Here is a 13,094-nt window from a genome sequence, read left to right on the forward strand (position 1 = left end):
CAGGCCTTGGGTTCTGGACGTGGCTTACTTGCGCAGCCGGGACAGGTGGCGCACGAAATGTTCGGCCGACAGCTCCAGCGTCAGCAGGTATTCGTCGACGCGGGCGCGGAAATAGCGCCAGAAGATCAGCGCCGGAATCGCCACGATCAGGCCGAAGGCGGTGTTGTACAGGGCGATCGAGATGCCGTGCGCGAGCTGGGCCGGGTCGCCGCCGCCTGTTGTGGGGCCGCTGGCTTGCGAGCCGAAGATCTCTATCATGCCTATCACCGTGCCCAGCAGGCCCAGCAGCGGCGCGGCCGAAGCAATGGTGGCCAGCGCGCTCAGGTATTTCTCCAGCTTGTGCGCCGCAGCGCGGCCCGCGCCTTCGACGGCCGCGCGCAGCTCTTCCTCGGAGGCGCCGGGGTGCACATGCAGCGTGCGCAGGCCGCTGGCCAGCACTTCACCGAGAGCCGAGTTCTGGGCGAGTTGCTGCACCACATCGGGCGCGGGAACGCCTCTGGACGAAACCGCAAGGGCCTCATTGAGCAATTGCGGCGGCGCGACGCGGGCGGTCTTGAGCGCCATGAAACGTTCGAAAACCAGCGCCAGCGCCAGGATGGAGCAGGCAATCAGTGGCCAGATGGGCCAGCCTGCGGCTTGTATGATCGACAGCAATTACTCTCTCCACGCGAAGGGGTGCAACTCGGGATTATGGCCCAGGCGGCTGGCCCCCCGGTGGCAAAGTTCGAACGAATGCCGCGCTGCACCGCACAGCGGGCCCGCGCTGCGGGCATTTTTAGAAAGCGTTTTGCCATATGTATGATTTTTCCGAGCCTCCACGGGCCACGGTCTGGGAGGTGGGGGCGCTGTGCCGGGCCGTGGCCGATGCGCTGCAGGCGCGCTTCAACCCGGTCACGGTGCGCGGTGAGATCACCGGGTTTTCGCGCGCGGCCAGCGGCCACTGCTATTTCAGCGTCAAGGACGCGCAAGGCCAGATCCGCTGCGCGATGTTCCGCCGTGCGGCCATGCAGCTCGATTTTTCGCCGCGCGATGGCGAACTCGTGGAGCTGCGCGGCAAGCTCGGGGTGTACGAGCAGCGCGGCGACCTGCAGCTGATCGTCGACAGCCTGCAGCGCGCGGGCCAGGGCGCGTGGTTCGAGCAGTTCCTGCGCCTCAAGGCCCAGCTGCAGGCCGAAGGCCTGTTCGATGCCGAACGCAAGCGCCGGCTGCCTGCGATGCCGCGCGGCATAGGCCTGGTCACCTCGCTGGGCGCGGCCGCGCTGCACGATGTGGTCACGGCGCTGCGCCGGCGCGTGCCGCACATTCCCGTGGTACTGGTGCCGGCGCTGGTGCAGGGCGCGTCGGCGCCGCAATCGCTGCGCGATGCGCTGGCGCAGCTCTACCGCATGGCGCAGGCCGAGCCCGGGGCGCAAGATCCCGGGCCGGTGATCGATGTGATTTTGCTGGTGCGCGGCGGTGGCTCCATCGAAGACCTCTGGGCGTTCAACGACGAGCAGCTTGCGCGGCTGATCGTGCAAAGCCCGGTGCCGCTGGTCAGCGGCGTGGGCCACGAAACCGATTTCACGATTGCTGATTTCTGCGCCGACTTGCGCGCACCCACGCCCACGGCCGCGGCCGAGCTGGTGTCGCTGCCGCGCGACAACTGGCTCGCGGAACTGGGCCAGGGCGCGCAGCGCCTGCAGGCGGCCGCGCAGCGCCACCTGGACCGCCACCAGCAGCGCCTGGACCATGCAAGCCAGCGCCTGGGCCGGCCTTCGGGGCAGCTGGGCCGCAACCAGCTGCAGCTCGCGCGCAGCGCGCAGCGCCTGCGCCATGCCATGCAACTGCGCCTGCAGCAGCACCGGCACAGCCAGCAGCAGCTCGCGCGGCAGATTCCGCAGGGCCTGCAGCGCGGGCTGGACGCCCAGCAGCGCCGGCTCGAACGTGCGGCGCTGCGCCTCGAACTGCTCGATCCGCGCCATGCGCTGCAGCGCGGCTATGCCTTGCTGACCGATGCCAAGGGCCAGGCCGTGACCCGCATCGCGCAGGCCCGGCCCGGCGATGCGCTGCGCGCGTCGCTGTCGGACGGAGACATCGATCTGACCGTGGGCCAGCCGCGGCTGCTGTAGAAACGCCCGCAGACTGTCGGACAGCGGCGAAACATGGCCGCAGCGGCCGCAAATGCTGCGCGCGGCCTGCGGTTCTTCCTACAATGTCTGCTGTGAGGACGGCGCACTGCGGGCCAGCGCGCCCCAGCCCCATCAGATCTGCGAGCTGCAAGGCCCGGGCCTGGCTTGTGAAGAATTCAAACCACCACGAGGAAAACACCATGGAACATACCCTGCCACCATTGCCTTACGCCATTGATGCCCTGGCACCGAACTACAGCCAGGAAACGCTGGAGTACCACCACGGCAAGCACCACAACGCGTATGTGGTGAACCTGAACAACCTGCAAAAGGGCACGGAATTCGAATCGATGAACCTCGAAGAGATCATCAAGCGTTCGTCCGGCGGCATCTACAACAACGCGGCGCAGATCTGGAACCACACGTTCTTCTGGAACTGCATGACCCCCAATGGTGGCGGTGAGCCCACGGGCGCGCTGCTGGACGCCATCAACCAGAAGTGGGGCAGCTACGCCGCCTTCAAGGAATCCTTCGTCAAGTCGGCCGTGGGCAACTTCGGTTCGGGCTGGACCTGGCTGGTGAAGAAGGCCGACGGCTCGGTCGACATCGTCAACACCGGCGCTGCCGGCACGCCCCTGACGACCGAAGACAAGGCCCTGCTGACCGTCGACGTCTGGGAACACGCCTACTACATCGACTACCGCAATGCGCGTCCCAAGTTCGTCGAGACTTTCCTCGACAAGCTGGTGAACTGGAAGTTCGCGCAAGCCAACTTCGCCTGATCGCGGCCGGGCAGCATGCTGCCCGTTCCATGACGAAAAGCCTGAAGCGCAATCTTCAGGCTTTTTTTTTCGTGCGCTGCTACACGCGATTGCTGCACTGCGGCAAATATTTTTTATGCCTGGCTGGGGTTTGTCCCAGTCGGTAAAGCAGGGAAAAAGACCAACTCTTATACAAGACATAAGAAAAAAGCGGCCGGCTCGGGTTAGAATTTTTGCATTGTGAGAACCCGTTGCAAAAAATTGCGAACAGTTTTTGCGACGCGCGCACAATCCTTGTGGATTACTCCATCGGACTGCGCGGCGCGAGGCTGGCCGGCGGCTTGACCACCCTTTTTACTACCTGAGACAAGAGATGAGCACCCAGCAATCCACCATCATCTATACCCTGACCGATGAGGCGCCGCGCCTCGCGACCAGCGCTTTTCTGCCCATCGTGCGCACGTTCACCGCGCCCGCGGGCGTCAATGTCGAAACCAGTGACATCTCGGTGGCGGCCCGCATTCTGGGCGAGTTCCCCGAATTCCTGACCGAAGAACAGAAGGTCCCGAACAACCTGGCCGAGCTCGGACGCCTGACGCTGCTGCCCGAGACCAACATCATCAAGCTGCCCAATATCAGTGCTTCGGTGCACCAACTGGTCAGCGCGATCAAGGAACTCCAGGGCAAGGGCTACGCCGTGCCCGATTTCCCCGAAGACCCCAAGAGCGACGAAGACAAGGCCATCCTCAAGCGCTACTCCAAGTGCCTGGGCAGCGCCGTGAACCCCGTGCTGCGTGAAGGCAATTCCGACCGCCGCGCACCCGCCGCGGTGAAGAACTACGCGCGCAAGAACCCGCACAGCATGGGCGAGTGGAGCATGGCTTCGCGCAGCCATGTGGCGCACATGCTGCACGGCGACTTCTACCATGGCGAAAAGTCGCTGACGCTGGACAAGGCGCGCGATGTCAAGATGGAACTCGTGACCGCCAGCGGCAAGACCCAGGTGCTCAAGCCCAAGGTCTCGCTGCTGGCCGGCGAAATCATCGACAGCATGTTCATGAGCAAGAAGGCGCTGTGCGACTTCTATGAATACCAGTTCGAAGACGCGCGCAAGACCGGCGTGATGCTGTCGCTGCACGTCAAGGCAACGATGATGAAGGTGTCCCACCCCATCGTCTTCGGCCATGCCGTGCGCATCTTCTACAAGGAAGCTTTCGAGAAGCACGGCAAGCTGTTCGACGAACTCGGTGTGAACGTCAACAACGGCATGGTCAACCTGTACGACAAGATCGCGACGCTGCCGACCTCGAAGAAAGAGGAAATCATCCGCGACCTGCACGCCTGCCACGAGCACCGTCCGGAACTGGCCATGGTCGACTCGGCCAGGGGCATCACCAACCTGCACGCGCCCAACGACGTGATCGTCGACGCCTCGATGCCGGCGATGATCCGCATCGGCGGCAAGATGTGGGGCGCCGACGGCAAGCCCAAGGACACCAAGGCCGTGATCCCCGAGTCGACCTTTGCCCGCATCTACCAGGAAGTCATCAACTTCTGCAAGACCAACGGCAACTTCGATCCCGTGACCATGGGCACCGTGCCCAACGTGGGCCTGATGGCCCAGCAGGCCGAGGAATACGGCTCGCACGACAAGACCTTCGAAGTCTCCGAAGCCGGCGTGGCGAATATCGTCGATCTGGCCACGGGCGAAGTGCTGCTGTCGCAGAACGTCGAAGCCGGCGACATCTGGCGCATGTGCCAGGTCAAGGACGCGCCTATCCGCGACTGGGTCAAGCTGGCCGTGACGCGCGCGCGCAATTCGGGCATGCCTGCCGTGTTCTGGCTCGACCCCTATCGCCCGCACGAAGCCGAGATGATCAAGAAGGTCGAGACCTACCTCAAGGACCACGACACCAATGGTCTCGACATCCAGATCATGTCGCAGGTGCGCGCCATGCGCTACACGCTCGAGCGCGTGATCCGCGGCCAGGACACCATTTCGGTGACCGGCAACATCCTGCGCGACTACCTGACCGACCTGTTCCCCATCATGGAACTGGGCACCAGCGCCAAGATGCTGTCCATCGTGCCCTTGATGGCCGGTGGCGGCATGTACGAAACCGGTGCCGGCGGCTCGGCGCCCAAGCATGTGCAGCAGCTGGTCGAGGAAAACCACCTGCGCTGGGATTCGCTGGGCGAGTTCCTGGCGCTGGCCGTGTCGCTGGAAGACTTGGGGCTCAAGAACGGCAACAACAAGGCCAAGATCGTCGCCAGGACGCTGGACGAAGCCACGGGCAAGCTGCTCGACAACAACAAGAACCCCTCGCCCAAGACCGGCCAGCTCGACAACCGCGGCAGCCAGTTCTACCTGGCCCTGTACTGGGCCCAGGCGCTGGCCGCGCAGACCGACGACGCCGAGCTGGCCGCCCAGTTCGCGCCGCTGGCCAAGCAGCTCGCCGACAACGAGCAGACCATCGTCGCCGAACTGCTGGCCGTGCAGGGCAAGCCGGTCGACATCGGTGGCTACTACCAGCCCGACCTGGCCAAGCTCGACGCCGCAATGCGCCCGAGCAGCACGCTGAACGCAGCCCTGGCATCTGCCCAGGCCTGATGCACCAGCGCCCCGCCTGCGGGGCGTGGCTGAAAGCACAAAGCCGGCGGTCTCCGAAAGGGGCCGCCGGCTTTTTCGTGCCTTGTGTTCAGCGGCTGGTGAACGCAGGCCCCGAGAGCCTGGCGCCCGCGCGCAGGTTCTTCTGCGCAAACCAGCCCTGGTTCATCTCCAGCACATAGCGCACGGGCTGGGCCGAGCAGTGCGACTCCTCGCTTTGCGGCTGCATGTCGGCCAGGTTGACGATGGTGCCGTCATCGGCGACGAAGGCTGCGGTGAGCGGCAGCAAGGTGTTCTTCATCCAGAAGCACTGGCGCCCGGGCTGCTCGAAGACAAACAGCATGCCTTCGTGCGCCGGCATCTGCTTGCGGTGCATCAGGCCGGTCTGGCGTTCGTTGAACGTCTGCGCGACCTGGGCGTCTATGCGGAACATGCCCGCGCGCAGCTCGGTGCGTGGCAAGTGCAGTTGCGGCGCGTCCGCGGCATGGGCCTGGGGCGCGGCGGCGGCGCCGAGCAGCGCCACGAGGCAGGCGGCAAGGGCAGGGCGGCGCAAAGGCGTGCGCAGCGCGGTGAGGCAGGCAGAAAAAGCAGGCATGGCGTGGAAAATGTTCAGACGATGCATGGAAGAAAGCGGCATGCATGCAGTCTGCCAGAATCGGGGCTCTGGCTGTCGCGCAAGGGCGGCAAAATCCTGCAATCGAACATGCGCCATCTTGGTGCAAACTCGCAGGACTTTGTCGCTAAAATCGTGGGGCTTTTCCCCTTGCTGATGAATTTCAGCGTTCTCACCGGAGAATTTTGTCAATGACCCGCTACCAGCATATCCAGGTGCCCGCCCAAGGCCAGAAGATCACGGTCAATGCCGACATGTCGTTGAACGTGCCGGACGAGCCCATCATTCCCTATATCGAAGGCGATGGCACCGGCCAGGACATCACGCCGGTCATGCTCAAGGTGGTGAATGCAGCCGTGGCCAAGGCCTATGGCGGCAAGAAGAAGATCCACTGGATGGAAGTCTACGGCGGCGAGAAGGCGACGCGCGTCTACGGCCCCGACGTCTGGCTGCCCGAGGAAACGCTGCAGGTGCTGCGCGAATACGTGGTCTCGATCAAGGGGCCGCTCACCACGCCCGTGGGCGGCGGCATACGCTCGCTCAACGTCGCGCTGCGCCAGGAGCTCGACCTCTATGTGTGCCTGCGCCCGGTGCAGTACTTCAAGGGCGTGCCGTCGCCGCTCAAGGCGCCCGAGAAGACCAACATGGTGATCTTCCGGGAAAACTCCGAGGACATCTATGCGGGCATCGAATACGAAGCGCGCAGCGACAAGGCCAGGAAGCTGATCGATTTCCTGATCAACGAGATGGGCGTCAAGAAAATCCGCTTTCCCGATACCTCGGGCATTGGCATCAAGCCGGTGTCTATCGAGGGCACCGAGCGGCTGGTGCGCAAGGCCATCCAGTACGCGATCGACAACGACAAACCCAGCGTGACCCTCGTGCACAAAGGCAACATCATGAAGTTCACCGAAGGCGGCTTTCGCGACTGGGGCTATGCGCTGGCGCAAAAGGAGTTCGGCGCCCAGCCCATCGACGGCGGCCCCTGGTGCAAGTTCAAGAGCCCCAAGACCGGCAAGGACATCGTCATCAAGGACTCGATCACCGATGCCTTCCTGCAGCAGATCCTGCTGCGCCCGGCCGAGTACTCGGTGGTCGCCACGCTCAACCTCAACGGTGACTACATCTCCGACGCGCTCGCGGCCCAGGTCGGCGGCATAGGCATCGCGCCCGGCGGCAACATGTCGGACTCGGTGGCCTGCTTCGAGGCCACGCACGGCACGGCGCCCAAATATGCGGGCAAGGACTATGTGAACCCGGGCTCGGAAATCCTGTCCGCGGAAATGATGCTGCGCCACATGGGCTGGACCGAGGCCGCCGACCTGATCATCCGTTCGCTGGAAAAAGCCATCCTGAGCAAGCAGGTGACTTATGACTTCGCGCGCATGATGGACGGCGCCACGCAGGTCTCGTGCTCGGGCTTTGGCGAAGTCATGATTGCCCAGATGGATTGAGCCCTGCGCCTGGCGCGTAAAACCGCCGCGCCATGTGGCGCATGGTGCAAGAACGGCTGCGCGTATCGCGTCGCCGTTTTTTCTTTTGCGCAGGGCTTTTCCAGCTTGCATTGCCTGGTGTGGGGTAGTCCATGGGAGTGCATGGCACGCCCTGCGGACTGGCCATGCCCGCTCGCATCAGTCGATGAAGACATTGGGCAGACAAACCATTTCCGAGTCGAAATCGGAGTCGGAGTCGTCGCTGTCCGTATCCACTAAGTCTCCGATCAGGTAGCAAGGTGCCCCCGCGATGTTCGACGCGACCCTGGCAGGCGCAGTATCGCAACTGCTTTGAAAAAGCCAGTCGTCGCAGTCGTAGTCGACGTTGTTCGCTCCATTCACCAGGAGGCTCCATGAAATGGTGTCCGTCCTTGACAGTGGGAGATGCTCGATTTCACGCAGGCTGGCGTCGCCCACTCGCACGGACTGATTCATCGCCCAGATCATGGGTGCCGTGCGATCCTTGGGCGGCGGCGAAACGCTTGTTTCAACGAGACCCGGACTCTCATCGATGGAGTCCAGTTGGGGTATATGCATGTTTATAAAGGCATACAGTAGCGCAGCCTTGCTGATGCTGGTGGCGTTGTCTTGATGATCATCATGCTGGTGGGCAAAGGCGGCGTTCATATCCGACTCCATCTCGAAGAGGTCAAGGTCCTCCTCTTCATCGGCGGGGAAAGAGAAATCTATGGGGGCCCCTGCAATTTCAATAACTGCACTGTTATCTGGGCTGGGTTTCTGAGGCATGTCGGTATCCATCGGAAGGGTGGGCAAGCTGGCATCCACTGTCGTGGCTTGACAGGTTTGCGACCCGGTCTGGTCAGGGGTTTGAAGGGGCGAAAAATCGTTATTGTTGAACAATAAAGACTAATCTATGTGCCTGCTTGCATCGATAGGTTCCATCTATCATTAGGGTTTGCGACAGGGCCATGCTGCGCGGTGTTCCAGATGGCATCCGGTCCAGCGCGACTGGGGCTCCCGCGCAGCAGGGATGCCGGTGCGCAAAGACACTGCGGCATGAAATCAGCCGTGGAGCCGCGATGATGGAAAGAAAGATTTTCGAATACGCAGGAAATTCGATAATTTGTTTCGCTCAATCTTCAATAAGCGCAAAGACCGTGCTATAGTTCATCCATCGACGCAGGGGATGCAGCAAATGCCTCCCTCGCTGAAGAAATACCGCGCGATGGAGCAGTCTGGTAGCTCGTTGGGCTCATAACCCAAAGGTCGTAGGTTCAAATCCTTCTCGCGCAACCAACCTGTTCCGGCTCTGGCCGGAACATGCAAGAAAGCCCACTTCGGTGGGCTTTCTTGCGTCTGGGTGGCGCAGCGCCCCGGGCCGTCAACCGAGCATGCCGCCCCAGGCCATGAACTGCCGCATGAGCCAGGCCCGCGAGTGACGCCACGCTCGCGGTCCATATCGTCAGCAGCCAGCCGCTTCATTGCACATCAGCATCCATGCCGGCCAATGGCATGTCTCGTTCAATGGCGACGATGGCCTGATGGAGCCCAGCGACAAGGAAACCACGGCCTGGCTCAGGCAGTTCGATGCGCCAGAGCTGCTCGCCATGACCCTGGGGCTCGATCGTGGCATGGCCCTGCCACTGGCGGGCAGTGACGGGCAGCAATTTTGCTTTTTGCCCGTCCAGGTCCAACGGCTGGCAGCGCAGGAAAATCAAGCGATGAACACGCGCCGAGTCTGCAGTCGGCCGCTTCGGGGGCGCAGCCAGACCCGTGTCGGGCTCAGCCCGCGCGCAGCCAGTGGTTGTCGAGCTGGATCGCACCCACGCGCGCCGGCGCAATGCGGCTGTCGTGGCCTGCGGCATCGAGGGCGATGGCCTGCTGCCCGCCGCCTACCCAGACGCGGGGGTCATCGGCCTGACCAGCGCCAGGCACGGCCGCGAGCGCATAGGCCATGGGCAGCGCATGCTCCGCCTGCCAGGCGATGGGCGCGCCGGGCCGGGCGCTGCCAAAAAAAGCCACGCGGTCCACGCGCGGGCAGCTCACGGCAAACGCATCGCCGGTAAAAGCGATATCACCGCCGTAGCCGGCCAGCGCCTGGGGCGCAGCAACGGTGCGCAGCGATTCGCCGTCGAAGACCGCGAGCACGGGCGCCTGGCGCTTGGCCTGGGCATTGTCGTGCTCGGCCTGCAAGGCCACGCCCAGCCAGCGGCGACCGTGGCCTGGGCGCAGCTGCGCGCCCCAGGCCAGATGGCGCAGGCTCAGGCGCGGGTCGTCCAGTTTCCACTGGCCCAGCAGTTCGCCGCGCGACCGGGGCGCGAGGCGAACCATGGACGAATCCATATGGTCCAGCCGCAGCTTGCGCCGGCCGGTTTCGGCCTGCGTTGGAATGCCGCCGTTGGCGACCACCAGGCTGGCGTCGCTGTCGAGCAGCAACTGGTGCGGGTCCATGCCGCCGGTGCGCCATTCGGCGACTTTCTCGAGGCTGACCGCGTCACGCACGCCTATCAGCCCCTGGCTGTCGGCCAGATCGGTTTCGGTGGTGTAGATGTGGCGGCCGTCGGCGCTGGCCAGCAGATGGCCGTTGAACACGCGGTCGGGTTCTATCCAGAGCCATTGCGGCTCCCGGCCCGGATGCCAGCGCACCAGCCAGTCGCCGGGCCGGCGCGCGACCGAGAGCACCGCGCCCGAGGCTTCCTGCAGCAGCGCATGCGCGCGCGTGGGCACTTCGAGCGCATGCAGCGCCAGCAGTTGCGGCTCGGCCGAAGGCCCGGCTTGGGACCAGGCCAACTGGCCGATATGCTGCTGCGTGCCCACCTGCCAGGCCGCAATGAAGCGTGGCTGGCCGGTCTGCGCCAGCGCGGCGCTTGCCTGCGCGCGTGCCGCAAGGGGCAGGGCGGGCAGCAGCGACCAGCCCAGCGCCTGCAGCAACCACTGCCGGCGGTCCATCGGTTCGCGCATGGCCTCAATCTCCATCGGCATCCGAGAAACCGATATGGACCTGCAGCGCAGGCGCGATCTTGTCCTGCATCTGCTGCTTGACGCCCGACAGCGCGCGCACGGCCTGGAGCACGGCGTCGCCGTCTGTCGAGTTGAGCTGGGCCATGGCCTGGTCGGCGGCCTGTACCGCGTTGACCCATTGCTGGGCGAGGTCGTTGAGGCCGCGTCCGCGCAGGTAGAGCTCGATGGGCACGATATCCTTGCCCGGCACGGGTGTGGCCGCCGCGCTGTGCACGGCCAGCGTCCTGAGCGCCGACCATTGCGCGCGCCACGACTGCAGGCTGGTCTGGCTCGCGCTGCGCGCGAAGTCGGGGGCTGGGGCCTTGCCCTGGCTGCGCACCGGCTTTTCCATCTGCTGCCAGCGCAATCGCTCCAGCCCGCCTATCCACTGGTTGATGAACTCGGCCATCAGGCTGGCCGCGGCCTCGGATTCGTCTTCATCCCAGGGCGTGCCTGCGAGCGTGGAGAATGCCTGCTGCAGCGCCTGCGCTTCCGAATGGACTTCGCGCGCCGCAAGCACCGCGTAGCGGCAGGCCGGCGTGTTCGGCGCCGCGGCTTCGGTCCAGAGCAGCCATTCGAGCGCCGGGAAACCCTTGGCCGGCGCGCCCACGCGCTCCATGCCCAGCAGGTCGGCCGGGGCAGTGGTGATGGCCTTGCGCACGGCCGCGGGCCGCAGGGGCTGGAAGTCGATCAGGCGCATGGAGCGGCGCTCGACCAGCGGGCCCAGCGCCACAGCCGACAGGCGTTCCCAGTCGGTGGCCGCGGCCCGCCAGCGCGCGCGCACTTCGGCGATCGCGCCCTGGCCCGCGCAGTACTGCTGCCAGCTGCCGGCCATGGCTTGCGCGCTTTGCTCGAAAGCACTGGCGTTCCTGTCATACCACTGGCTGGCCAGGCCCGCGCTCAGGTGGGCCGGGTTGTAGAAGGGCAGCGCGACTTCGGCATAGGCTGCAGGGATACTCTGCGCCGATGCCGCGCCAGCCATCAGGGCCAGCGCAGTGCAGGCCCAGGCAAGCGGGCGTAGTGCGAAAGGGTGGTTCATGGGATTCCTGCGGGGTCAGAGCGATTCGAGAAAGCGCACCAGCGCGTCACGCTCCTGGGCGCCCAGTTGCAGCACGGCGTCGCGCGAGGCCTGCGCTTCGCCACCATGCCAGAGCACGGCTTCGAGCAGATTGCGTGCGCGGCCATCGTGCAGCAGCCGGCTGTGGCCATTGACGGCCGGCACCAGTCCCAGGCCCCACAGCGGCGGCGTGCGCCACTGGTTGCCGTTGGCCAGGAAGTCGGGCCGGCCATCGGCCAGGTCAGGGCCCATGTCGTGCAGCAGCAAGTCGGTGTAGGGGAAGATGGTCTGCCCCGACAGCGCCGGGCTGCTCAGCCGCGGGAACGGCGGCTGGCCGGTGACATAGCTGGGCCGGTGGCAGCTCGCGCACTGGGCCCGTGCAAAAATCTGCTGGCCCTGCACGACCTGCGGGTCGGCGGCGTTGCGCCGCGCGGGCGGGGCCAGCGTGGCCTGGTAGAAGATCACGTCGTCCAGCGTCTTGTCGTCGATTTCCATGCCCTTGCCGTTGGCGCCACGCGCTGCCTTGAGGCAGTCCTTCTGCGCGGTGGTGCAGGTCTCTTCGGGGAAATTCTTGGACGTGATGCCGATGTCGCCCTGAAACGCGCCCGCAGTCTGGTGGGCCAGCGTGGCGACATTGGCTTTCCAGCCGAAGCGCCCGATCAGCGTGGCCTGTGCATAGGCATCCCAGACCCGGTTGACTTCGCCGCGCACCGGGCCGCCCGCTGCTTTTTGCGCGCGCGCATTGGCTTCGATTTCGGCATCGGGAATGGCTTCGAGCAGGCCCAGGCCAATGACCTGGGGCGCAATGCGCGGGCTGAGCATGGCCTTGGCCGCGAGCGGGCCGTAGCCCAGCTCGCGCAGCGTATATACCGGTTTCTCCAGCGTATAGGGCGTGCCGTCGGCGAAGGCGCCGGTAAGCGTTTCGTAGCGGATATGCACCTGTCCCTCGGGGCGCACGCCCTCGATGGCCAGGTCGTTGAACTGGTCGCCATAGGTCGGCTCGGGCAGCGGGCCGCCCAGGGCATTCTTGCCCGGCACCGACAGGCGCAGCAGCAGGCCGGCCTGGCTGCGCGGCGCCAGGCCGTTGTGGAAGTCCGGCGGCTGGGCGCGGCCGTCCTGCACATGGCAGCCGCCGCACGAGCGCGCGAGAAAATGCGGGCCCAGGCCGTCGCGCGCCGTGGTCGACGCCGGCGCCTGCACCCAGTTGCGCTTGAAGAACGAATTGCCGATCACGAAGCGCGTGCGCTCGGCGTCGCCCAGGTTGGCCGCGGGAAAGGAAAACGCATTGCGGCCGGTCGCGAACACCGTGGTCTGGCCGCCGGGGAGGTGGTCGGCCGGGGGCGTGCTGGCGGTCTGCGCGGCTTTGGGGGCATCTGCCGGCGCAGGCCGCGTGTCGGCAAAAACCTGGGCGGCGAGCGCCGCCGTGGCGACTGCGGCGGCTGTCGCCACCACAGCCAGGGCCTGGCGGCCCGTCAATCTTTTCATGGAACGCA

The 13,094-nt window shown here is 65.1% G+C and carries 12 protein-coding genes and 1 tRNA gene; 6 read left to right on the forward strand and 7 right to left on the reverse strand.

The window, feature by feature from the left end; translation table 11 throughout:
• Positions 1 to 24: 24 nt before the first annotated feature.
• Complete coding sequence (locus GVL12_RS10000; RefSeq protein ID WP_159913409.1) at positions 25 to 654, reverse strand: MotA/TolQ/ExbB proton channel family protein; 630 nt, start codon at positions 652 to 654, stop codon at positions 25 to 27.
• Between the two features lie 140 nt (positions 655 to 794).
• On the opposite strand from GVL12_RS10000, the gene xseA reads away from it, so the two are divergent.
• The 3 genes from xseA to GVL12_RS10015 all read left to right on the forward strand — a co-directional run bounded on the left by xseA (position 795) and on the right by GVL12_RS10015 (position 5,480).
• Positions 795 to 2,108, forward strand: a complete 1,314-nt coding sequence (xseA, locus tag GVL12_RS10005; protein WP_159913411.1) for an exodeoxyribonuclease VII large subunit — start codon at positions 795 to 797, stop codon at positions 2,106 to 2,108.
• 200 nt (positions 2,109 to 2,308) lie between these two features.
• Positions 2,309 to 2,890 (forward strand): Fe-Mn family superoxide dismutase, encoded by a 582-nt coding sequence (locus GVL12_RS10010; protein WP_159913413.1) that lies wholly within the window; start codon positions 2,309 to 2,311, stop codon positions 2,888 to 2,890.
• Positions 2,891 to 3,242: 352 nt separating this feature from the next.
• Positions 3,243 to 5,480, forward strand: coding sequence for an NADP-dependent isocitrate dehydrogenase (locus GVL12_RS10015; RefSeq protein ID WP_159913415.1), 2,238 nt, complete (start codon positions 3,243 to 3,245; stop codon positions 5,478 to 5,480).
• A gap of 88 nt (positions 5,481 to 5,568) precedes the next feature.
• On the opposite strand, the gene GVL12_RS10020 is transcribed toward GVL12_RS10015, so the two are convergent.
• Complete coding sequence (locus GVL12_RS10020) at positions 5,569 to 6,072, reverse strand: DUF192 domain-containing protein (protein ID WP_159913417.1); 504 nt, start codon at positions 6,070 to 6,072, stop codon at positions 5,569 to 5,571.
• Between the two features lie 3 nt (positions 6,073 to 6,075).
• Between GVL12_RS10020 and GVL12_RS10025 the strand changes: the two genes are divergently transcribed.
• A complete protein-coding gene (locus tag GVL12_RS10025) occupies positions 6,076 to 6,285 on the forward strand; it encodes a hypothetical protein (protein ID WP_159913419.1) in 210 nt (69 codons plus the stop codon).
• Positions 6,282 to 7,544 (forward strand): NADP-dependent isocitrate dehydrogenase, encoded by a 1,263-nt coding sequence (icd, locus tag GVL12_RS10030; RefSeq protein ID WP_159913421.1) that lies wholly within the window; start codon positions 6,282 to 6,284, stop codon positions 7,542 to 7,544. Before GVL12_RS10025 ends, icd begins: the two co-directional genes overlap by 4 nt.
• A 177-nt stretch (positions 7,545 to 7,721) precedes the next feature.
• On the opposite strand, the gene GVL12_RS10035 is transcribed toward icd, so the two are convergent.
• The gene (locus GVL12_RS10035; protein ID WP_159913423.1) at positions 7,722 to 8,330 is read right to left on the reverse strand and encodes a hypothetical protein; all 609 of its coding nucleotides are present in this window, start codon (positions 8,328 to 8,330) and stop codon (positions 7,722 to 7,724) included.
• 433 nt (positions 8,331 to 8,763) lie between these two features.
• On the opposite strand from GVL12_RS10035, the gene GVL12_RS10040 reads away from it, so the two are divergent.
• Positions 8,764 to 8,840 (forward strand) — tRNA-Met (locus tag GVL12_RS10040).
• Between the two features lie 182 nt (positions 8,841 to 9,022).
• Here GVL12_RS10040 and GVL12_RS10045 read toward each other — a convergent pair.
• From GVL12_RS10045 to GVL12_RS10060, 4 genes are all read right to left on the reverse strand, one after another.
• Positions 9,023 to 9,262, reverse strand: coding sequence for a hypothetical protein (locus tag GVL12_RS10045; RefSeq protein WP_159913425.1), 240 nt, complete (start codon positions 9,260 to 9,262; stop codon positions 9,023 to 9,025).
• A gap of 64 nt (positions 9,263 to 9,326) precedes the next feature.
• A complete protein-coding gene (locus tag GVL12_RS10050) occupies positions 9,327 to 10,505 on the reverse strand; it encodes a DUF1513 domain-containing protein (protein WP_200843651.1) in 1,179 nt (392 codons plus the stop codon).
• Between the two features lie 4 nt (positions 10,506 to 10,509).
• A complete protein-coding gene (locus GVL12_RS10055; protein WP_159913429.1) occupies positions 10,510 to 11,583 on the reverse strand; it encodes an imelysin family protein in 1,074 nt (357 codons plus the stop codon).
• Between the two features lie 15 nt (positions 11,584 to 11,598).
• Positions 11,599 to 13,086 carry a di-heme oxidoredictase family protein gene (locus tag GVL12_RS10060; RefSeq protein WP_159913431.1) on the reverse strand — a complete coding sequence of 496 codons (1,488 nt, stop codon included), beginning with the start codon at positions 13,084 to 13,086 and terminating at the stop codon, positions 11,599 to 11,601.
• Positions 13,087 to 13,094 lie beyond the last annotated feature (8 nt).

Source organism: Pantoea sp. 18069, from assembly GCF_902706035.1.
GTDB lineage: Bacteria > Pseudomonadota > Gammaproteobacteria > Burkholderiales > Burkholderiaceae_C > Comamonas.

Excerpts from the sequence above, each read along its gene's own strand:
- xseA (WP_159913411.1), top strand. The coding sequence starts at position 795 with ATGTATGATTTTTCCGAGCCTCCACGGGCCACGGTCTGGGAGGTGGGG.
- GVL12_RS10010 (WP_159913413.1), top strand. The coding sequence starts at position 2,309 with ATGGAACATACCCTGCCACCATTGCCTTACGCCATTGATGCCCTGGCA.
- GVL12_RS10015 (WP_159913415.1), top strand. The coding sequence starts at position 3,243 with ATGAGCACCCAGCAATCCACCATCATCTATACCCTGACCGATGAGGCG.
- GVL12_RS10020 (WP_159913417.1), bottom strand. The coding sequence starts at position 6,072 with ATGCCTGCTTTTTCTGCCTGCCTCACCGCGCTGCGCACGCCTTTGCGC.
- icd (WP_159913421.1), top strand. The coding sequence starts at position 6,282 with ATGACCCGCTACCAGCATATCCAGGTGCCCGCCCAAGGCCAGAAGATC.
- GVL12_RS10035 (WP_159913423.1), bottom strand. The coding sequence starts at position 8,330 with ATGCCTCAGAAACCCAGCCCAGATAACAGTGCAGTTATTGAAATTGCA.
- GVL12_RS10050 (WP_200843651.1), bottom strand. The coding sequence starts at position 10,505 with ATGCGCGAACCGATGGACCGCCGGCAGTGGTTGCTGCAGGCGCTGGGC.
- GVL12_RS10055 (WP_159913429.1), bottom strand. The coding sequence starts at position 11,583 with ATGAACCACCCTTTCGCACTACGCCCGCTTGCCTGGGCCTGCACTGCG.
- GVL12_RS10060 (WP_159913431.1), bottom strand. The coding sequence starts at position 13,086 with ATGAAAAGATTGACGGGCCGCCAGGCCCTGGCTGTGGTGGCGACAGCC.